Raw genomic sequence first — 19,343 nt, forward strand, 5'->3', positions numbered from 1 at the left:
CTGGAATATAGTTCTAAAGGCCGACACAGGAGGATGAAGATGGCTGAAGCTGTGATCGTCGCTACCGCTCGCTCGCCCATAGGGCGGGCCTTCAAGGGTTCCATGAAGGACATACGTCCTGACGATCTCACCGTGCAGATGATCCAGGCCGCGCTCGCCAAGGTGCCGCAGCTCGACCCGACGACGATCGACGACCTCATGCTCGGCTGCGGCCTGCCCGGCGGTGAGCAGGGCTTCAACATGGCCCGCGTGGTGTCAGTGCTGCTCGGCCTCGACAACGTGCCGGGCACCACGGTCACCCGCTACTGTTCGTCGTCGCTGCAGACCACCCGGATGGCCTTCCACGCGATCAAGGCGGGCGAGGGCGACGTGTTCGTGTCCGCGGGCGTGGAGATGGTGTCGCGGTTCGTGAAGGGCAACTCCGACTCGCTGCCCGAGACCCAGAACCCGGTCTTCAACGACGCCATCGGGCGCAGCAAGGCCTCCGCCGAGGGCGGGCACAGCTGGCACGACCCACGCGAGGACAACACGATCCCCGACGTCTACATCGCGATGGGCCAGACCGCCGAGAACCTCGCCCAGATCAAGGGCGTCACCCGGCGCGACCAGGACGAGTTCGGCGTCCGCTCCCAGAACCTGGCCGAGAAGGCGCTGGCCGACGGCTTCTGGCAGAAGGACATCACCCCGGTGACGCTCCCCGACGGCACCGTGGTCAGCAAGGACGACGGGCCGCGGGCCGGGACCACCTACGAGGGGGTAGCCGGGTTGAAGCCGGTCTTCCGCCCCGACGGCACGGTCACGGCCGGCAACTGCTGCCCGCTGAACGACGGCGCCGCCGCCGTCATCGTGATGAGCGACACGCGGGCCGCCGAGCTGGGCATCACGCCACTGGCGCGCATCGTCTCCACCGGCGTCACGGGCCTGTCCCCCGAGATCATGGGTCTCGGCCCGGTCGAGGCGTCCAAGCAGGCGCTGGCCCGCGCGGGGATGGCGATCGACGACGTCGACCTGGTGGAGATCAACGAGGCGTTCGCGGCGCAGGTCATCCCGTCCTACCGGGATCTGGGCATCGACCTCGACCGCCTCAACGTCAACGGCGGCGCGATCGCCGTCGGGCACCCGTTCGGCATGACGGGCGCGCGCATCACCTCCACGCTGATCAACAGCCTCCGCCACCACGACAAGTCGATCGGCTTGGAGACCATGTGCGTGGGCGGCGGGCAGGGCATGGCGATGGTCCTCGAACGCCTTTCCTAAGTCTCACGACCGGGCGTTCGGCGCCCGGGTCAGTGGGCGCCAACCGCCATACGGGTTGGCGCCCACCCAGGAACTCGCGTCAGCCGGGGTAGTCCGGACCGGCCTCAGCCGTGGCGGTCCGGGCCCGCCTTGGTCGGGGTCACACGGACCAGGACCCGCTTGTCGCGGACCATCGCCGCCTCGTAGTCCGGCCAGTCAGGATGCTCGCCCGAGATCCCCCGGTAGTAGGCGATCAGGTGATCCATGGCCTCCGGGAGGGAGATGATCTCCGCCTCGCCCTCCACCTGGATCCAGTTTCCGTAGAAGGCGTCCGTGAAGGCGCAGATCGTCACCTTGTTGTCGCGCCGGATGTTGCGCGTCTTGGCGGCCGTCTCCCTGGTGCTGATGACGAGGTAGCCCTCGTCGTCCACGCCCACCGACACCGGGGACATCTGCGGGCGGCCGTCGCCGTGCTTGGTGAGCAGCACCGCGCGGTGGTTGTCTCGCAGGAAGTCGCGTGCCTTGTCTAGGTCCATCCACCCATGATTCCGCGCCCGTACCGAGGGCACGGGCGCGGGTCGGGTCGGAGTGTGGGCTCTACAGGAAGCCCATACGGTTATGGCGGTACCGCTCGTGTTCGTGCACGATGGCGGCGGCGTAGCCATGGGACAGCCCGTGCTCGTCGGCGAGCCAGTTGGCCCGCTCGTCACACCTCAGGAAGGACGGGCCGTTGTCGATGGCTTGAAACCACTCGGGGAGTTCGCGTCCCGTTATCGTTGGGACCCTTGCGATCAGCTTCGTCTGCGTCTCCGGTGAGTGGTTCAAGGACATGGGCACCTCCACGGATTAAGGTCCTTTGCTCGACACTGCAACACGTCCCCCCGAATGACAAGCCCCAACCTCCGAGGTTTTTGTAACGGCGGGTAGATTTTCGGTCGCGCAAAGAGAAGGACCCCGCCGGATCGACGGGGTCCAGGCGGGGTCCGGGAGGCGAACGGTCAGTCGCTACGCGTGAAGATGCTGATGAACCGGAGCACCTCGAGATAGATCCACACCAGGGTCAGCGTCAGCCCGAAGGCGCACTGCCAGGCGAACTTCTCCGGGGCGCCCTGCCGGACGCCCTCCTCGACCGCGTTGAAGTCGAGCAGCAGGAAGAAGCAGCCGAGCAGGATCATCGCGACGCTGAAGATCCACCCGATCGGGGAGTCGGTGCGCAGCCCGAGGCCGCCCGGGACGAAGAGCCCGACGATCAGGTTGACGAGCACCAGAGCGATGGCCGCGAAGCCCGCGGCCACCACGAACCGAATGAACTTCGGTGTCACCCTGACGACGCGCAGCGCGTAGACGGTCAGGACTCCGCCGAAAGCGAACGCGGTGCCGAGCACCGCCTGGAGGACGATCCCGTTGTAGAGGGATTCGTAGGCGCTGCTGATCGCGCCGAGGAAGATCCCTTCGAACGCGGCGTAGCTGAGGATCAACGCCGGGTTGGTGCTCATCCTGAACGAGGCGATCAGCCCCAGGACGAGCGCCACGATGGCCGCGCCGATGGCGACGCCCACGGGGACATTGAGGTACCAGGCGGCGGCCGCGGCCACGACGAGCGCGCCCAGGGTCATGAAACCGCGCACCACGACGTCGTCGATCGTCATCGTCCGGTGGGCGGTCGGTGCCGGGGGCGCGTACGACGGGGAGTCGTACATGTTCTGCAGTTGTCCGGGGGTGGGCGTCGCGCCCTGCCACCCGCCGGCCTGCCTGGACCGGTTGAAAACGGGGTTCTTGCTCTCCATCGCTGCCTCCTGTGCGCCGAGCTTATTGGACGCGGCGTCACCTAGGTCAACACGCACTCAGATCTATGTGGTTTCGAGACTTCAGCAGGAGGACAACGAACGGATCCGTTCCTGAGTTCCCGCGGTTACTGAGGGTTGTTTAGTGAGGCATTTCCTCTGGTAGATGCGGGTGCCCCCGGCGGGATTCGAACCCGCACTACAACCCTTTTAAGGGGTTTGCCTCTGCCTTTGGGCTACGGGGGCGCCGCAATCATACGAAACGGACCATGCTTCCGAGGAGCACAACTTCGTATCAGGCGTCACAACTGTGAAGTCTGCGGTGAAGTGATAGGGCTCCTGACACTCTGTCCAGGAACAGAACGCCGTCGAGATGGTCCAGTTGATGCTGAATGCACCTAGCTTCGAATGCATCCGCCTCGATGGTGACGGGATCTCCCGTGCCAGGCAAGCTGCCGAGCACTGTGATACGCGTCGCTCGCCGTACGTCAGCCGTCAAACCCGCGATCGAGGCGCAGCCTTCCCGCCCGACGCACCAGTGAGACGCCTCAGCGAGCCGTGGATTGACCACCACGAGCTCGCCGGCCCACGACCTACCCCTTGGGTGCCCGGCGGCGTCAAAGGCGATCAGCCGCCAGCTCAGCCCGATCTGGGGGGCGGCCAGGCCCGCGGTCCCCGGCTCGCCGCGCAGAGTGGCGAGGAGATCGGCCGCCGCGGCCACCACGCGAGGGTCGGTGGGATCCACTTGCCGGGCCCGGGCGGACAGGAGCGGGTGCGGAGCGTCGAGCACTCCGCGGGCGATCCCGTCCGGCGGGGTCACAACAGGTCCGGTTCAACGGGCCGGAAGGTGATCTCGGACTCGAGGCCCGAGCCGACCGTGGCCAGCCCGCGCATCAGCCCGGCCACGTCGACCTCCTCGGGCAGCTCGACGTCGGCGATGAGGACGTACAGCCGGCCGGTGAGCCGGGTGCTCATGCCGGTGATGTTGCCGCCCACCGAGGCGAGCTCGGCGCTGATGGCCGAGATGATGCCCGGCCGGTCCGGGCCGTGGACGGTCAGGACGTAACCGAGCCCGGTCGGCCGGCCGCCGAAGTAGCGGCGGGCCTCGACGGCCGAGGCGGTCACCACCAGGTCCGGCGCGCACAGGTGCTTGGTGAGCTCGTCGGCGCTCAGGTCGCCCGAGACCAGCAGCATCATCGCGACATGGCCGCCGAGCAGCGTCATGGTCGAGTCCTGGATGTTCGCCCCGCAGTCGGCGAGCGAGCCGGTGACCGCGGCGATCACGCCGGGCCGGTCCACGCCGAGCACCGTCACCGCTGAGAGCCCCACTCGTGGATCCCCTCTCGATTGAGACCGAGAATATTGAGTCAAGAATGCCGAAACGCCCCGATGCGGCCGCACCGGGGCGCTGCTGTACGCGGGCTAGCGGCGGGTCGTCGCCACGGCGGCTCTGAACCCGTCGCGCGGGTGCTCCATCTCGCCCAGTGAGATGGTCTCCCGCTTGAAGAACAGGGCCAGAGTCCAGTCGACGACGACACGGACCTTGCGGTTCAGCGTCGGCACCCGCGACAGATGGTAAGTGCGGTGCATGAACCACGCAGGGAATCCGCGAAGCTTGACTCCATAGACGTTCGCTACCCCCTGGTGCAGGCCGAGACCGGCGACCGATCCGACATACTTGTGGCGGTAGTCGACCAGTTCCTGCCCCCGGAGGTGGCGGACCAGGTTGTCGGCGAGCACCTTGGCCTGGCGTACGGCGTGCTGAGCGTTGGGCGCGCAATACTGGCCGGGGTTGGTCACGTCGGGGACACCCGCCGCGTCACCGGCGGCGAAGGCGTCCGTGACGCCCGCGACCGTCAGTTTCGTCGTGGTCTTGATCCGGCCGCGCTCGTCGAGGGGCAGGCCGCCGTCGTTGACCACCGGGCTGGGCTTGACGCCCGCGGTCCACACGAGGGTGTCGGCGTCGAACTTCGAGCCGTCGGAGAGCACCACGTGGCCGCCCTCGCAGGACTCCAGGCGCGTGTCGAGCTTCACGTCGATGCCGCGCTCGCGCAGCTGCTCCAGCGTCCACTTGCCCATCTCGGGGCCGACCTCGGGCAGCACCCGGTTCGTGGCCTCCACCAGCACCCAGCGGATGTCGGAGGGCTTGATGTTGCGGTAGTAGCGGGTCGAGTCCTTGGCCATGTCCTCGAGCTCGGCCAACGCCTCGACGCCCGCGAAGCCCGCGCCGACGACGACGAAGGTGAGCGCCCGGCGGCGCGCCTCCAGGTCCTCGGTCGACTCGGCCACGTCGAGCAGGTGCAGGACCCGGTTGCGCAGCGCGATGGCCTCGCCCACGTTCTTGAACCCGATGCCGATGTCGGTCAGGCCGGGGATCGGCAGCGTCCGCGAGATCGAGCCGGCGGCCATCACGATCACGTCGTAGGCGATCTCGCGCGGCTCGCCCTCGACCGGCTGGAAGGTGACGGACCGCTCGCCGTGGTCGACGGCGGTGACGCTGCCGTTGAGCACGCGCACCTTGGGCAGGACCCGGCGCAGCGGGGCGACCACGTGCCGCGGGGAGAGGTTGCCCGCCGCCGCCTCGGGCAGGAACGGCTGGTAGGTCATGTACGAGTGGGGGTCGATGATGGTGATGCGCACCTGGCCGTCGCGCAGCTCCGAGCGGAGCGTGCGCTGTAGCCGCAATGCCGTGTAGAGGCCGACGTAACCGCCGCCGACGATCAGAATGTGCTTGTTCATCCTCGGTTCCCCATCCCATGGGAGCGCTTGTGAAACTATTCACAAGGCTACGTCAAGGGCACCCCATAAAGCCAATCCCCAGGTGGTGCTACGCGTCACACCCCCAGCGCCCTGGCTCTGACGAAGACGTCGTCGAGCATCTGGGCGGTCACCCTGCCGGTGAAGGTGTTCTGCTGGCTGGGGTGATAGCAGCCCATGAGGGTCACCGGCGCCTGCCCGTAGGAGACCTGGACCTCGACGCCGTGCCCGAACGGTGGCCTGACACGCGGCAGCGTGTAACCCGCGTCCCTCAGTGCGGGCCACATGGCCTGCCAGGCGAACCCGCCCAGCGCGACGACCACCCGCACGCTCGGCGCGGTCAGCGTCAGCTCCCGCGACAGCCACGGCGAACACGTGGCCCGCTCCTCGGGCGTGGGCTTGTTCGCGGGTGGCGCGCACCGCACTGAGGCCACCACCCGGGCGCCGATCAGCCGCTGCCCGTCACCGGCGTGCGTGCTCGTCTCCTGTACGGCCAGTCCGGCGCGGTACAGAGAGGCGAACAGCCAGTCTCCGCTGCGGTCACCCGTGAAGATCCGCCCGGTCCTGTTGCCCCCGTGCGCGGCCGGGGCCAGGCCGACGAGCAGGACGCGCGGCCGGTCGTCGCCCCATCCGGCGACAGGCCGCCCCCAGTAGGTCTCCTCCGCGAACGCGCGCCGCTTCACCTCGGCCACTTCCTCGCGCCATTCCACCAGGCGCGGGCAGGCCCGGCAGACGGACTGCGCGGCCGTGAGCTCCGCCAGGGTGCTGCCGGCGGCGGCGATGCGGCGCACGTCCGCGGGGTCGTGGGCGACCGGGGTGTCAGCGGTCGCCGGGTCGCCGGGCCAACCGGTGCCTGGAGGTACGAAGCTCATGGCACCGATGGTGCCCGATCACTTGGTGGCCGAGGGACTCGGGCTGGGGCACGGGGCGGCGGTCTGCGTCTCGGGAGCGACCTCGACCAGCGGCAGCGGGTAGCGGTTGAGAATCGGCTCGCCGCATGAGCGGTCGACCATGTAGCCGTGCTCCTCGGGGCGGGTGATGATCGGGTTGCCGTCCTGGTCGTACAGGTAGACGTCGGTCAGTGGGGTGCCGTCCTTGGCGTACGGCTTGATGTTGTAAAACCCGTCCGACCGCGCCATGTTCCGCACGATCACGGGGGCGTCGGCCACCGCGTAGTCGACCGGCGAGGACGACTCGACCTCCTGCGCCGCCACGAACCCGGCGGCCAGCGCGAGCACGGCCGCCAGATTGACGGCGAAGGCGGTCGTCGCCGCCAGCCGTCCCCTCGACCGCCTGCCCAGCCAGACCGAGGCCCAGACGCACACGGCCAGCACCACCCAGTCCGTCAGGGTCCGCGGCACGAGCCGGCCATCGATGGCCACACTCAGCAGCACCATGGCCACCAGGTAGCCGCGCAGCACCCACCACCCGGGCCGTAACTCGGGCAGGAAGCCCGTGAGGCCCCGGTAGGGCGCCTGTCGCAGGAGCCGGGAATGCACGGTCGCCATCCGCTCCTTCGTCCGGCGGCGGGGCTTCCGGCCGCTCTCCGGCCGGCCCCCGTAGGCGGCCACGAGCTCCTCGGCGTAGGCGGCGGGCGGCCCCAGCCGCTCTTCCAGCGGCACGTCGGACTCGGCCGCGATCTCCGCCAGGTGGTCGTCCAGGTCTTCGAGCAGTTCCTCGCGCTCCGGGTGATCGGCCACGGCATCCCGTACGGCCTGCGCGTACTGTTCGGGCGTGATCATGCTTGCCCCTCCTTGAGCAGGGAGGCCATGGTGGCCGCGAAAGAGGTCCAGGTCTTGGCCGACGAGGCGTACATGCTCCTGCCGACCTCGTTGAGCCCGTAGTACTTGCGGTGGGGCCCCTCGTCGGAGGCCACCACATAGGAGTTGAGCGCGCCGGCCTTGAACAGGCGGCGCAGCGTGCCGTACACGGAGGCGTCTCCGACGTCGTCGAGCCCCGCTTCCCTCAGCCTGCGCACGACGTCGTAGCCGTAGCCGTCACGTTCGTCGAGCACGGCGAGGACCGCCAGATCGAGCACGCCCTTGAGCAGCTGGCTACTATCCACGCGATGCACACTACTCCGCAAAGCGCAGTAGTGGCAAACAGAAAAACCGGGCGGCGCCACGAGGGCACCACCCGGTTCAACTCAACTCAACTGATCAGGCACCCTTTGGGCAGCTCACCGAGAAGCTGGTGGAAGCAGAAGCCGAGTCGGGGCTGGTGACAACGAGCTGGACGGAACCCTTGGTCTCGCTGGCGCTCTGCGCACCCGCGATGCCCCAGGTCACGTCGACGCTGCCGTTGACCTGACGCTCAAGGTCCGGGTTCTCCCGCTTGCCGTCGATCACCCAGTAGTACTTGACGGTGGTCGGGGCGGTGCTGGAGATCGTCGCCTTGAAGTCGACGCCGGGGCCGCGCTTGTCGGCGCAGAACTCGTTGCGCTGGCCGGAGACCGAGAGGCTGGAAACCGAGACCTTCGGCTTCGGGGCCTCGCAGGCGGCGTAGGACTGGCTGATCGAGTCGTTGTTCCGCGGACCGGAGACAGCCAGGGTCACCCGGCCACCCTTCGTCGCGGAGCCGGAGAGAACGCGGTCGGACAGCTCGACGGTACGCGAGCCCTCACGGCCGAACCCGACCTCACCACGGTCAACGGACTGGCCGTTGACGTACCACGTGTACTCGACCCGCGCGCGGCCGGTCGAGTTGATGGTGGCGTGCGCGCCGACCTTGCAGCCGTCGTTGTTGGTCGCGGTCACCAGGTTGGTGGCCGACACCCGCGTCGAGGGAGCCTCGTCCCTGCACCAGACCTTGTAGTAGGCCTGGTCCGAGGAGGAGCCGCCGCGCCCGACGACCTGCAGAGTGGCGTAGCCCCGCTGGCTCTCACGCGGCGAGTAGCCGAAGGAGACGGTCTTCGAGTGGTAGACCTTCGTCCGGCCGTAGTCGACGACGCGACCGTTCAGCACCCAGCGGTACTTGACCCACGTCGGGTCGTTGACCTTGATCCGGCCAAGGAAGTTGACCTTGTCGCCGGGGGTACAGGGCCCGACGTACGAGCTCGGGTCGGCCCAGGCGCTGACCGAGATCCTCTTGCCGCTGCTCAGCTGATCCTTGTCGACGACGACGGCGTCCTGGCAGGTGACCGAGAAGTAGCCCTTCTTGGAGGTCACCTTGCGCGGACCGAGGACCTGCACGGCCTCCCAGCCCTTGACGTCCTCGTTGAAGGTGAGCGTCTGGCCGATCTTGACCGACTTGGTGCCGTGGCCCTTGAGCTTCAGCACCTTGACCTTGCCCTTGGAGCCGTCTCCGTGGAGCCAGCGGTAGGCGAGTTCGGTCTTGCCGTCGAGCTTGACGTTGATGTTGGCCGAGATGTCGACCTTCACCGGGCAGGAACCGTCGGTGTCGCGGCTCGACGCCTTGGGCGTGGACACCGAGACCTTGGGCCTGGCCTTGGTGGAGGTCGCCGCGGCGCCGGCCTTGCCCGCGGTGGCCTGGGTGGACGCCTGCGCGGGAGCGGCTGCCAGCCCCGCGACCATGGCGCCCAGCACGGCGGCGGAGGCGCCGAACGCCGCCGCCTTACGCGCTAATGGACGAGATGAGTTCATGTGAGAGTGCTCCATTCCGTTAGGGAAAAGATGCGCTCCGGGAACGGTCGCCACGCCGACACCACCCGTGTCCGGCAATATGACAAAGCCCCCGCAATGCCCCTTTACCTAAGCATAAAACTGATTGCACACTCAACACAGCCGAATCCCAGATTTGTCCGATTTTCCCCGGAAAAATCAGACCATGGAGTAGGCGATTCCGTCGAGGATGTCGTGTTCACTTACGACGACCTGCGGAAACTCGAAACGCCGCACGATGCGGTCCAGAATCAGGGCACCCACGCCAATCACGTCAACTCGACCTGGGTGCATCACTGGAATCTGTGAACGCTCACTATGGGTCATCGCGAGCAGCCGTCGCGTGACCTCGTGGACCTGCTCGGCGGCCATCCGCGAGTGATGGATCCGCTCCGAATCGTAGGCGGGCAGGTCCAGCGCGATGCCCGCCACCGTCGTGACGGAGCCGGCCAGACCCACCAGCGTGTGCGCCTCGTGGACGGGCACCGCCTCGGCGACCCGGTCGAGCGCGGCCTCGATGTCGGCCACGACGGCCTCCAGCGCCTGCGCCGGCGGCGGATCGCCCGCGTCGCGCAGGTGCCGCTCCGTCAGTCGTACGCAGCCGATGTCGACCGACAGCGCGCCGATGACGTGCTCGGAGCCGACCACGAACTCGGTCGAGCCGCCCCCGATGTCGACGACCAGGTAGGGCGGAAGCGGCCCCTGCGGCACCCCGGTCTCCCGCGACAGCCGGACCAGCCCCCTGGTCGCGCCGACGAACGACAGCTCGGCCTCCTCCGCGCCCGTCACCACCTCGGGCTCCACCCCGAAGATCTCGCGCACCCCGTCGACGAACTCCTGCCTGTTGGCGGCGTCGCGCGTCGCGCTGGTCGCCACCACCCGGGTCGCCGTGGCGCCGTGCTGGTCGATGAGCTTGCGGTAGGTGCGCATCGCGGCGAACGTCCGCTCCAGCGCCTCGGGAGCCAGCCGCTCCGTCTGGTCGACCCCCTCGCCCAGTCGTACGATCTCCATCCGCCGCTCGATCTCGGTGAGGTCGTTGTCGCCGACGTCGGCGATCAGCAGGCGTACGGAGTTGGTGCCGCAGTCAATGGCGGCTACACGCATGGTCCGTCACTCCACCACTCGGGGAGGGCATCCAGCGCCTCCCGGCCGAACGGGTTGGATCCGGGCACGGCCAGCTCGTGCGCGACGAGCGCGTGCAGGCACTTCACCCGCAGCGGCATGCCGCCGGTGCTCTGCATGTCACGCGGCAGCGGCTCCGTGCCCTGCTCCTGCGCCGCCTTGTCGCGCCTGGCCACGTAGTCGTCGTGGGCGGCCTGGTAGGCGGCGGCCAGCTCCGGGTCGGTGGCCAGCCTGGCCTGCATCTCGCGCATCAGCCCCGAGCCTTCGAGCGTGCCGATCGCGGAGGCCGCCTTGGGACAGGTCAGGTAGTAGAGCGTGGGAAACGGCGAGCCGTCGGGCAGCCTCGGCGCGGTCTCCACCACGTCAGGGTTGCCGCACGGGCAGCGGTGCGCCACCTCGCGCAGCCCTCTCGGCGGGCGGCCCAGCTGCCGCTGCACCGCGTCGACGTCTCTGCTGTCCAACGCTCTCCCCTCACACACCACCGACGCTCCCCCGCGCCGGTGCTCATCCAGCCTTACGGCTCGCGGCTCCGGCCCGAATCAGTGCCTTGCGGCCCTGGCTTGAGTCGGTGCTCATCCGGCCTTGCGGCCCTGGCCCGTGTCGGCGGCCTCGACCGATTCCCACAGCGTTTGGTACCACGGCGGCGTCGCGGCGGGCTGCTTGACCGTCGTCGTGGTCTTGTCCGGCTTGGCGTCCATGACCACGTAGCACTTCTCGCCCGGCCCGCAGTAGTGAAGCCGTTCCTTGGCCGTCCGCTTGATCCAGTTGGGGTCGCGGATCCGCTGCGCCTGCTCGGCCAGCGCCTGGCGGTCGGCCTCGACCCGCGCCTTCTCCGCCCGCAACTCCGCGATGCCGCGGCGCTGCGCGATGTACTCGCGTACAGGGTAGGCAAGGCTCATCGCGATCGCGCACACCACGATCGCCAGGATGGCGGCCCGCCCGGTCAGCTGCGGCCTCTTAGCCAACGGTTCACACCTCCGTGTCCAGTTCGGTGGCCGAACTTAGCGGATGGTGCTATTTGCACCCTTCTGACCGGCTCGCGGCATACCCGCCATGCCGCGAGCCGTACCCGAAACTAGCGCTGGAAACGCGGAAAAGCGCCGCGACCCGCGTAGCGAGCGGCGTCGTCGAGAATTTCCTCGATGCGCAGGAGCTGGTTGTACTTGGCCACGCGGTCCGAGCGGGCGGGCGCGCCGGTCTTGATCTGGCCGCAGTTGACCGCCACGGCCAGGTCGGCGATCGTCGTGTCCTCGGTCTCGCCGGAGCGGTGGCTCATCATGCAGCGGTAGCCGCTGCGGTGGGCCAGGTCGACCGCGTCGAGGGTCTCGGACAGGGTGCCGATCTGGTTGACCTTGACCAGCAGCGCGTTGGCCGTGCCTTCGGCGATGCCGCGGCCGAGCCGCTCCGGGTTGGTCACGAACAGGTCGTCGCCGACCAGCTGGACCTTGTCGCCGATGGCCTCGGTGATGGCCTTCCAGCCGGCCCAGTCCTCCTCGTCGAGCGGGTCCTCGATCGAGACGAGCGGGTAGTTGTCGACCAGGTCCGCGTAGAAGGCGATGAGCTCCTGGGCCGAGACACCCTTGCCGTCGATCGTGTAGACGCCGTCCTTGTGGAACTCGGAGGCGGCCACGTCGAGCGCGAGGGCGACGTCGTCGCCCGGTGTGTAGCCGGCTCGCTCGATGGCGACCAGGATCAGGTCGAGCGCGTCGCGGTTGGACGGCAGGTTGGGCGCGAAGCCGCCCTCGTCGCCCAGCCCCGTGGCGTAGCCCTTCTCCTTCAGCACGCCCTTGAGCGCGTGGTAGACCTCGGTGCCCATGCGCACGGCCTCGCGGAACGTGCTCGCGCCGATCGGCGCGATCATGAACTCCTGGATGTCGACGTTGGTGTCGGCGTGGGCGCCGCCGTTGAGGATGTTCATCATCGGCACGGGCAGCAGATGGGCGTTGGGACCGCCCAGGTAACGGAACAGCGGCAGCTCGGCGCTGTCCGCGGCGGCCTTGGCCACGGCCAGCGAGACGCCCAGGATGGCGTTGGCGCCCAGCTTGGCCTTGTTGGGCGTCCCGTCCAGATCGATCATGATCTGGTCGATGATGCGCTGGTCCTCGGCCTCGATGCCGTTGATCTCTTCGAAGATCTCGTCGGTGACGGCGAGCACGGCCTTCTCCACGCCCTTGCCGCCGTAACGCTCGTCTCCGTCACGCAGCTCCACGGCCTCGAACTGGCCGGTCGACGCGCCGCTGGGCACCGCCGCGCGCCCCCTGCCGCCGTCGTCGAGGATCACCTCGACCTCGACGGTCGGGTTGCCCCGGGAGTCGAGGATCTCGCGCGCGTATACGACCTCGATGGTAGCCACGGGTTTGCGCTCCTAAATCGAAAGGCAATATGCCTTCAGAGCCTATCGGTGCTCCGACTCCCAGCGGAGCACGCGGTCACGGTAGTCGCGAGCGGCGGCGCGGAGCTCGGCTTCGGCGTCGATTCCCGCGTCCTGTGCACGGCGGACGAGGTCGAACAGCTCACGCCCCACACCCTGCGAGATGGCGGCGGCCAGCCCGTCCGGCGCGCCCCCGCGCTCGGCCCGGCGCACCAGCTGGGCGGCCAGCGACAGCGCGGGCTGCCCCATCGGCACCCCGTCGAGCACCGACGGACTCTCGTCCTTCGCCGCCCGCTCGGCCGCCTTGATCGCCTCCCAGTTGTCGTTCACCTCGTCGGCGGTCTCCGCCCGCACCGAGCCGAACACGTGCGGATGCCGCCGCACCAGCTTCTCGACGATCCCCTCGGCCACGTCGTCCATGTCGAACCCGTCGGCCACCCGCGCGTGGAAGACCACCTGCAGCAGCAGATCGCCCAGCTCCTCACGCAGCGCCGGGTAGTCGCCCCGCTCGATCGTCTCCAGCACCTCGTAGGCCTCTTCGAGCAGGTACGGGACCAAGGTCTCGTGCGTCTGCTTGCGGTCCCACGGGCACTCGGCGCGCAACCGCTCCATCACCGCGACCAGGTCGAGCACCCGCGCGCCCGGCAGGTCGTAGGAGCCCGGCACGACCTCGATCAGCGGCGGCTCGGCCATCGCGACGGCCGCGTGGCCGACCGCCCGCATGAAGTCCTCGGAGTCCTCGGCGGCCAGCCAGACCACCGACTCCGTCACCGCCCGCCGCGCCAGGTCGGCGGGGACAGGCGTGATGACGGCCACCTCGACCCCGGCCTCGGCCAGGTAGGGCAGTTGCGGATGATCCGCGGACCCGGTCAGCACGCGGCCCGAGCCGAACGCCTGCCACGCCTGGTGGCTCAGCAGACCCGGCGCGACCCGCGGCGAGGTGGTGACGATGATCAGCGGCACGGCTAGCCCTGCGACTGCTGCTGTTGCTGTTGCTCGCCCTGGCCGGCCTGCTCGGTCGTCGCCGACGGCTTGCCGAAGCGGCCGGCGTCGACGAAGCCCTGCTGACTGATCGTGCCGTAGCGCGGGCTGAAAACCGGGGCGATCGCGTTGTAGGCGACCTTGAACTTCTCCACGGCCTGCTGGTTCTGCGGCCCGCCGAGCTTCTCCAGCACCTTGTTCACGCCGAGCGCCGCCCGCAGGTAACCGCGCGGGTCGGCCGGGGAGACGCCCTTGGACAGCAGGTTCATCTCGGCCGACTGCTGCTCGCCCTTGTCCTGGGCCGCGGCGTCGATCTCCGAGTCGCTGACCTGTACGCCGAACTTGTCGGCCAGCTGCTGCTGCCGGCTCTGCTCCGCCATCCTGGACAGAACGAACTGGTTGACCGACACACCGAGCTGCGACGGCTCGATGTTGACCTTCCGCAGCGCGGCCTCGTACTCCTGGACGTTCTTGTTCAGATCGCGCGACGAGATCCGCTCACTGCCCACGACGGCCGCGGCTCCGGCCTCCATAGGCGAGGAGCAGGCGGTCAGCGCGACACCCACCACGGCAGCGGCCACAGCCACTCGAATCGACTTCACGTGCGTCCTTTCCCGACAAAACCGCGGCTAGCTTACCCTCGCGGGCTCCAAGAACATGGCCTCGACCAGGTCACCGCACCATTTGAGCAGGTCGAGGTCACGCAACGGCTGCCCGCCCAGGGGCTTGGTCTTCGGCGCGGGCACCAGCAGCGTCTCCGCCGCCTGCTTGTAGATGGCCTTCTTGTACAGGCGGTCGAGGCGTACCTGCTGCGACTCCCGCAGCCTGACCGGACCGAACTTGATGTTCTGGCCCTGCAGTGTGACATCGGTGAGCCCGGCCTGGCGGGCGCTGATGCGGAAGCGGGCGACGGCCAGGAGGTTCTCCACCTCCACGGGCGGCTTGCCGTATCTGTCCGTCAGCTCGGCGCGCACCTCGTCGATGTGGATCTCGGCGGAGATGGTGGCGATCCGCTTGTACGCCTCCAGGCGCAGACGTTCGGAGGTGACGTAGTCGTGCGGGATGTGCGCGTTGATCGGCAGCTCGACCTTGACGTCGGGGTGCTCCTCCGTCACCTCCGCGCCCGACAGCTTGGCCTTCTGCTCCTGCACGGCCTCGGCCATGAGCCGGACGTACAGGTCGAAGCCGACGCCCGCGATGAAGCCCGACTGCTCGGCGCCGAGCACGTTGCCCGCGCCGCGGATCTCCAGGTCCTTCATCGCGACGTACATGCCCGCGCCCATCTCGGTGTGCTGCGAGATCGTCGCCAGCCGCTCGTGGGCGGTCTCGGTGAGCGGCTTCTCCGGCGGGTAGAGGAAGTAGGCGTAACCCCGCTCCCTGCCTCGCCCGACGCGGCCCCTGAGCTGGTGCAGCTGCGAGAGGCCGTAGTTGTCGGCCCGGTCGACGATCAGCGTGTTGGCGTTGGGCACGTCGAGCCCGGACTCCACGATCGTGGTGCAGACCAGCAGGTCGTACTCGCGTTCCCAGAAGCCGACCATGATCTTTTCCAGCTGGTGCTCGTTCATCTGCCCGTGCGCCACCGCGATGCGCGCCTCGGGCACCAGCTCCCTGATCCGGGCGGCGACCCGGTTGATCGAGGCCACCCGGTTGTGCACGAAGAAGATCTGGCCGTCGCGCATCAGCTCGCGCCTGATGGCGGCCCCGATCTGCTTCTCGTCGTACGGCCCCACGAAGGTGAGGATCGGGTGCCGCTCCTCCGGCGGGGTGAGGATGGTCGACATCTCCCTGATGCCGGTCAGGCCCATCTCCAGCGTGCGCGGGATCGGCGTGGCCGACATGGCCAGCACGTCGACCTGGGTGCGCAGGTGCTTCATGGCCTCCTTGTGCTCGACGCCGAACCGCTGCTCCTCGTCGATGATGATCAGCCCCAGGTCCTTGAACCGAACCTCCGGGCTGAGCAGCCGGTGGGTGCCGATCACCAGGTCCACGGCGCCGGTGCGCAGGCCCTCCAGGGTGCCCTTGACCTCGCCGTCGGTCTGGAAGCGGGAGACCGCCCTGAGCGAGACGGGAAAGCTGGAGAAGCGCTCGGTGAACGTCGACATGTGCTGCTGCACCAGCAGCGTCGTCGGCACCAGCACGGCGACCTGCTTGCCGTCCTGGAGTGCCTTGAACGCCGCCCGCACCGCGATCTCGGTCTTGCCGTAGCCGACGTCGCCGCAGATCAGCCGGTCCATCGGGACGCCGCGCTCCATGTCGCGCTTGACCTCGTCGATGGCCTCCAGCTGGTCGCCGGTCTCGACGTACGGGAAGGCGTCCTCCATCTCCCGCTGCCACGGGGAGTCGGCGGCGAAGGCGTGACCGGGCGAGGCCATGCGGGCGGAGTAGAGGCGGATGAGCTCGCCCGCGATCTCCTTGACCGCCTTCTTCGCCCTGGTCTTGGCCTTGGCCCAGTCGGCGCCGCCCATCCGGTTGAGCGTCGGGGCCTCGCCGCCCACGTAGCGGGTGACCTCGTCCAGCTGATCCGTGGGGACGTAGAGGCGGTCGCCCTTGGCGTACTCGATGACCAGGTATTCGCGCGTCGCGCCCTGGACCGTGCGCTGCACCATCTCGATGTAGCGGCCGACGCCGTGCTGCTCGTGCACCACGTTGTCGCCGATCTTGAGCTGGAGCGGGTCGACCATGTTGCGGCGGCGGGAGGGCAGGCGGCGCATGTCCTTGGTGGACGCCTTCTGGCCGACGAGGTCGAGGTGGGTGAGCACGGCCAGGTTGGGGGTGATGAACCCGTGCTCGATCAACCCCGTCGAGACATGGACGACCTTCGCCTCAGGCGACTTATCCAGATATTTCACCAACCGGGCGGGAACGTCCACGCCCTTGAGGACCTCGACCATCCGCTCGGCCGGGCCGTGCCCCTCGCTCAGCAGCACGACCGCCTTGTCCTCGGCCAGCCAGCCCTTGACGTCTTCGAGCGCCTTCCTGGTGTCGCCCCGGTATGCCTCGGAGTCCTGCGCGTCCAGCTCGACCCCGGCCCCGAACGGCGCCATCGTCCACCACGCCTGCCCCAGCACGTCGGCGTGACCGCGGATGTCGTCGAGCGAGCGGAACGCCGCCGCCCCGAGGTCGATCGGCGCCTCGCCACCGGCCGCCGCGTTGATCCACGACGCCTCCAGGAACTCCTGCGAGGTACGTACGAGCTCCTCGGCCCGGCCCCTGATCCGCTCGGGATCGCAGACGAACACCGCGGCGTTGCCGGGCAGGTGATCGAGCAGCAGGTCCATCTCCCCGGCCAGCACGGGCGCGAACGCCTCCATGCCCTCGACCGGCGTCCCCTCGGCGAGCTGGTCGAGCACCTCGAGCAGCGCCGGGTGCTCCCGGCCCAGCTCGCGCGCCCGCTCCCTGACCTCCGCGGTGAGCAGCAGCTCGCGGCACGGCGGCGCGAACAGCCCGCCGTCCGCCGCCTCCAGCGAGCGCTGGTCGGCCACCTTGAACCAGCGGATCTCCTCGACCGTGTCGCCCCAGAACTCCAGCCGCAGCGGATGCTCCTCGGTCGGCGGGAACACGTCGAGCAACCCGCCGCGTACCGCCACCTCGCCGCGCTTCTCCACCATGTCGACCCGGTGGTAGCCGTTGTCGACCAGCCGCCGTACGACCCCGTCGAGGTCGGCGTCGTCGCCCGCGCGCAGGCGGGTCGGCTCCAGGTCGCCCAGGCCCTTGACGATCGGCTGGAGCAGCGCCCTGACCGGCGCGACCACCACGCTGAGGGGCCCGGCCGCCTGGTCGTCCTTGACCGGGTGCGCGAGCCTCCTGAGCACGGCCAGCCGCTGCCCCACGGTGTCGCTGCGCGGGGAGAGCCGCTCGTGCGGCAGCGTCTCCCAGGCCGGGAAGACGGCCACCGAGCTGGGCTCCATCAGGCTGGTCAGCGCGCTCGCCAGGTCCTCCGCCTCGCGGCCGGTGGCGGTGATGGCCAGCACGGTCCGCTGATCGTGCCCGGCCAGCGCGGCCACCCCGAACGGCCGCAGCGCGGACGGCGCCACCAGCGCGATGTCGCCGCCCTCTTCGAGAGCGGCGGTCAGCTTGGGATCGGTGACGACAAGATCAAGCAGCCCGGACAGACTCATTTTCGACAGCCCCACGACGATTACCCCCAGCCGGCGGGCATGGGGGTTGTGCTACAAGCCTATTCGCATCTACGCCACGCCCCCGTCCGGCTCCGGGACCTTGCCTGGCTCCAGGAGTTTGTCCGGCTGCGGGACCTCGTACTACTCCAGGACCTTGTCCGGCTGCGGGACCTTGTAGCCCGGGACGGACGGCCAGCGGACCGTCAGGACCACCGACTCCTCCTCCGCGCGCCAGGAGTGGTCCACGCCCTTGCCCCAGACCACGTAGTCGCCCCGCTCGGCGAGCAGCACGCTCCTGCCCGGTAGTTCGACGCGGAAGCGACCCGAGATGAGAATGAGCAGCGCCGTACGCTCCTCGCCGCGCACCCACTCGGCGCGTTCGTCACCCGGGGAGTGGGTGCCCCATTTGATCTCCACCCCGTCGCTGTGTCTCGGGTCGCCGTAGGGTTTGAAATGGCCCAGGAGCCAGCCATGGTCCGTCGCGGCGTCGACATTCGCGTTGCCCACGTACACGAGATCACTCACGGCGCAGGACGCTAGCAGGGAAATGGCTTACTAATTGGCGTCGATTGATTACTCTGGGTGACATGTCTGAGGTGCGGTCGGTAGCCCCAAGGGGCGATCTCTTTGGTCAGCGCATCCGCGAGCAGTGGGCCGGACGGCTCGGCAGGCGGCTCGACGTGCTCGTCGCCGGATGCGCGCACGACGAGCCACTGGTCCTGGACCGGATCGACACCAGGGCCACCGGCGTCGACGAGGACCTGCCCCCGATCAGGAGAGTGGTCGGCGAGCGAGCCGATCTCGCCATGTGGTCACTGGGCGACCTGCGCTGCGTCCCGCTGCCCCCGAGGTCGGTGGATGTGATCCAGCTGTCGTTCCTGCTGGAGCGCATTCAGCACGCCGAACTGGTCTTCGACCGGCTGCTGCAGGCGCTGCGCCCCGGCGGGCTCATCCTGCTGCGCATGCGCGACCGGAAATCCGCCTACGGCCTGCTCGACCGGATCACCCCGTGGTGGCTGCGGCGGCTCATCTGGCGGCACCTGGTGTCGGCGGGCACACCGGGCCCGCTACCGGCCGTCTACGGGCCGGTGACCTCGCGCGACGGGATCCACACCTTCTGCCTCACTCGCGGGCTTATGATCACCGACGACCACACGGCGACCAGCGGTCCGGCCATGGGGCGTATCGGACGGATGGCTGTCAGGATGACGGCCAAGCTGACCCGCGACCGGTTTCCGGCTACGCATGATGAGATCGCCATGGTGATCAAAAAGCCGCAGAATCACTTCGCTCGGCTCATCTAGCCCCCTGTGGTTCGTCACGACCGTCTCGGGCACCGTGACGGTCCGTGGTG

The 19,343-nt window shown here is 68.8% G+C and carries 20 protein-coding genes and 1 tRNA gene; 2 read left to right on the top strand and 19 right to left on the bottom strand.

Annotated elements, in window-relative coordinates; genetic code table 11:
* Positions 1 to 39 precede the first annotated feature (39 nt).
* Complete coding sequence (locus AB0J16_RS20790; RefSeq protein WP_358541647.1) at positions 40 to 1,257, top strand: acetyl-CoA C-acetyltransferase; 1,218 nt, start codon at positions 40 to 42, stop codon at positions 1,255 to 1,257.
* A 104-nt stretch (positions 1,258 to 1,361) separates the two neighbouring features.
* Here AB0J16_RS20790 and AB0J16_RS20795 read toward each other — a convergent pair whose 3' ends face one another.
* The 19 genes from AB0J16_RS20795 to AB0J16_RS20885 all read right to left on the bottom strand — a co-directional run bounded on the left by AB0J16_RS20795 (position 1,362) and on the right by AB0J16_RS20885 (position 18,514).
* Entirely contained in the window at positions 1,362 to 1,772 is a 411-nt protein-coding gene (locus tag AB0J16_RS20795; RefSeq protein WP_358541649.1) for a PPOX class F420-dependent oxidoreductase, read from the bottom strand.
* Positions 1,773 to 1,833: 61 nt separating this feature from the next.
* Positions 1,834 to 2,067: a DUF4287 domain-containing protein gene (locus AB0J16_RS20800; protein WP_357943976.1), complete on the bottom strand. Its 234-nt coding sequence runs from the start codon at positions 2,065 to 2,067 to the stop codon at positions 1,834 to 1,836.
* A 167-nt stretch (positions 2,068 to 2,234) separates the two neighbouring features.
* On the bottom strand, positions 2,235 to 3,023 hold the full coding sequence (locus tag AB0J16_RS20805; RefSeq protein WP_358541652.1) for a Bax inhibitor-1/YccA family protein: 789 nt from the start codon (positions 3,021 to 3,023) through the stop codon (positions 2,235 to 2,237).
* A 170-nt stretch (positions 3,024 to 3,193) separates the two neighbouring features.
* Positions 3,194 to 3,266 (bottom strand) — tRNA-Leu (locus AB0J16_RS20810).
* Positions 3,267 to 3,315: 49 nt separating this feature from the next.
* Positions 3,316 to 3,840 carry a peptide deformylase gene (locus tag AB0J16_RS20815; RefSeq protein WP_358541655.1) on the bottom strand — a complete coding sequence of 175 codons (525 nt, stop codon included), beginning with the start codon at positions 3,838 to 3,840 and terminating at the stop codon, positions 3,316 to 3,318.
* Positions 3,837 to 4,349 (bottom strand): ACT domain-containing protein, encoded by a 513-nt coding sequence (locus AB0J16_RS20820; RefSeq protein ID WP_357943970.1) that lies wholly within the window; start codon positions 4,347 to 4,349, stop codon positions 3,837 to 3,839. The genes AB0J16_RS20815 and AB0J16_RS20820 overlap by 4 nt, the downstream gene beginning before the upstream one ends.
* A gap of 93 nt (positions 4,350 to 4,442) precedes the next feature.
* Positions 4,443 to 5,759, bottom strand: a complete 1,317-nt coding sequence (locus tag AB0J16_RS20825) for an NAD(P)/FAD-dependent oxidoreductase (RefSeq protein ID WP_358541658.1) — start codon at positions 5,757 to 5,759, stop codon at positions 4,443 to 4,445.
* Positions 5,760 to 5,854: 95 nt separating this feature from the next.
* A complete protein-coding gene (locus tag AB0J16_RS20830; protein WP_358541661.1) occupies positions 5,855 to 6,649 on the bottom strand; it encodes a uracil-DNA glycosylase in 795 nt (264 codons plus the stop codon).
* Between the two features lie 18 nt (positions 6,650 to 6,667).
* Positions 6,668 to 7,519, bottom strand: coding sequence for a hypothetical protein (locus AB0J16_RS20835; protein WP_358541664.1), 852 nt, complete (start codon positions 7,517 to 7,519; stop codon positions 6,668 to 6,670).
* On the bottom strand, positions 7,516 to 7,842 hold the full coding sequence (locus AB0J16_RS20840) for a PadR family transcriptional regulator (RefSeq protein WP_358444342.1): 327 nt from the start codon (positions 7,840 to 7,842) through the stop codon (positions 7,516 to 7,518). Before AB0J16_RS20840 ends, AB0J16_RS20835 begins: the two co-directional genes overlap by 4 nt.
* Positions 7,843 to 7,936: 94 nt before the next feature.
* Positions 7,937 to 9,379: a hypothetical protein gene (locus AB0J16_RS20845; RefSeq protein WP_358541667.1), complete on the bottom strand. Its 1,443-nt coding sequence runs from the start codon at positions 9,377 to 9,379 to the stop codon at positions 7,937 to 7,939.
* Between the two features lie 177 nt (positions 9,380 to 9,556).
* A complete protein-coding gene (locus tag AB0J16_RS20850) occupies positions 9,557 to 10,501 on the bottom strand; it encodes a Ppx/GppA phosphatase family protein (protein ID WP_358541670.1) in 945 nt (314 codons plus the stop codon).
* Complete coding sequence (locus AB0J16_RS20855) at positions 10,492 to 10,980, bottom strand: DUF501 domain-containing protein (protein ID WP_358444350.1); 489 nt, start codon at positions 10,978 to 10,980, stop codon at positions 10,492 to 10,494. Before AB0J16_RS20855 ends, AB0J16_RS20850 begins: the two co-directional genes overlap by 10 nt.
* Positions 10,981 to 11,091: 111 nt before the next feature.
* Positions 11,092 to 11,484 (bottom strand): septum formation initiator family protein, encoded by a 393-nt coding sequence (locus AB0J16_RS20860; RefSeq protein ID WP_357943959.1) that lies wholly within the window; start codon positions 11,482 to 11,484, stop codon positions 11,092 to 11,094.
* A gap of 110 nt (positions 11,485 to 11,594) precedes the next feature.
* A complete protein-coding gene (eno, locus tag AB0J16_RS20865) occupies positions 11,595 to 12,872 on the bottom strand; it encodes a phosphopyruvate hydratase (RefSeq protein WP_358541673.1) in 1,278 nt (425 codons plus the stop codon).
* Positions 12,873 to 12,914: 42 nt separating this feature from the next.
* Complete coding sequence (locus tag AB0J16_RS20870; RefSeq protein ID WP_358541676.1) at positions 12,915 to 13,853, bottom strand: MazG family protein; 939 nt, start codon at positions 13,851 to 13,853, stop codon at positions 12,915 to 12,917.
* 2 nt (positions 13,854 to 13,855) lie between these two features.
* Entirely contained in the window at positions 13,856 to 14,473 is a 618-nt protein-coding gene (locus AB0J16_RS20875; RefSeq protein ID WP_358541679.1) for a SurA N-terminal domain-containing protein, read from the bottom strand.
* Positions 14,474 to 14,500: 27 nt separating this feature from the next.
* Complete coding sequence (mfd, locus tag AB0J16_RS20880) at positions 14,501 to 17,989, bottom strand: transcription-repair coupling factor (protein ID WP_358542261.1); 3,489 nt, start codon at positions 17,987 to 17,989, stop codon at positions 14,501 to 14,503.
* 141 nt (positions 17,990 to 18,130) lie between these two features.
* Positions 18,131 to 18,514 (bottom strand): signal peptidase I, encoded by a 384-nt coding sequence (locus AB0J16_RS20885; RefSeq protein WP_358541682.1) that lies wholly within the window; start codon positions 18,512 to 18,514, stop codon positions 18,131 to 18,133.
* A gap of 62 nt (positions 18,515 to 18,576) precedes the next feature.
* On the opposite strand from AB0J16_RS20885, the gene AB0J16_RS20890 reads away from it, so the two are divergent.
* Entirely contained in the window at positions 18,577 to 19,293 is a 717-nt protein-coding gene (locus AB0J16_RS20890; RefSeq protein WP_358541684.1) for a methyltransferase domain-containing protein, read from the top strand.
* The last annotated feature ends 50 nt before the right edge of the window (positions 19,294 to 19,343 follow it).

This window comes from Nonomuraea sp. NPDC049750, from assembly GCF_040659625.1.
Classification (GTDB): Bacteria; Actinomycetota; Actinomycetes; order Streptosporangiales; family Streptosporangiaceae; genus Nonomuraea.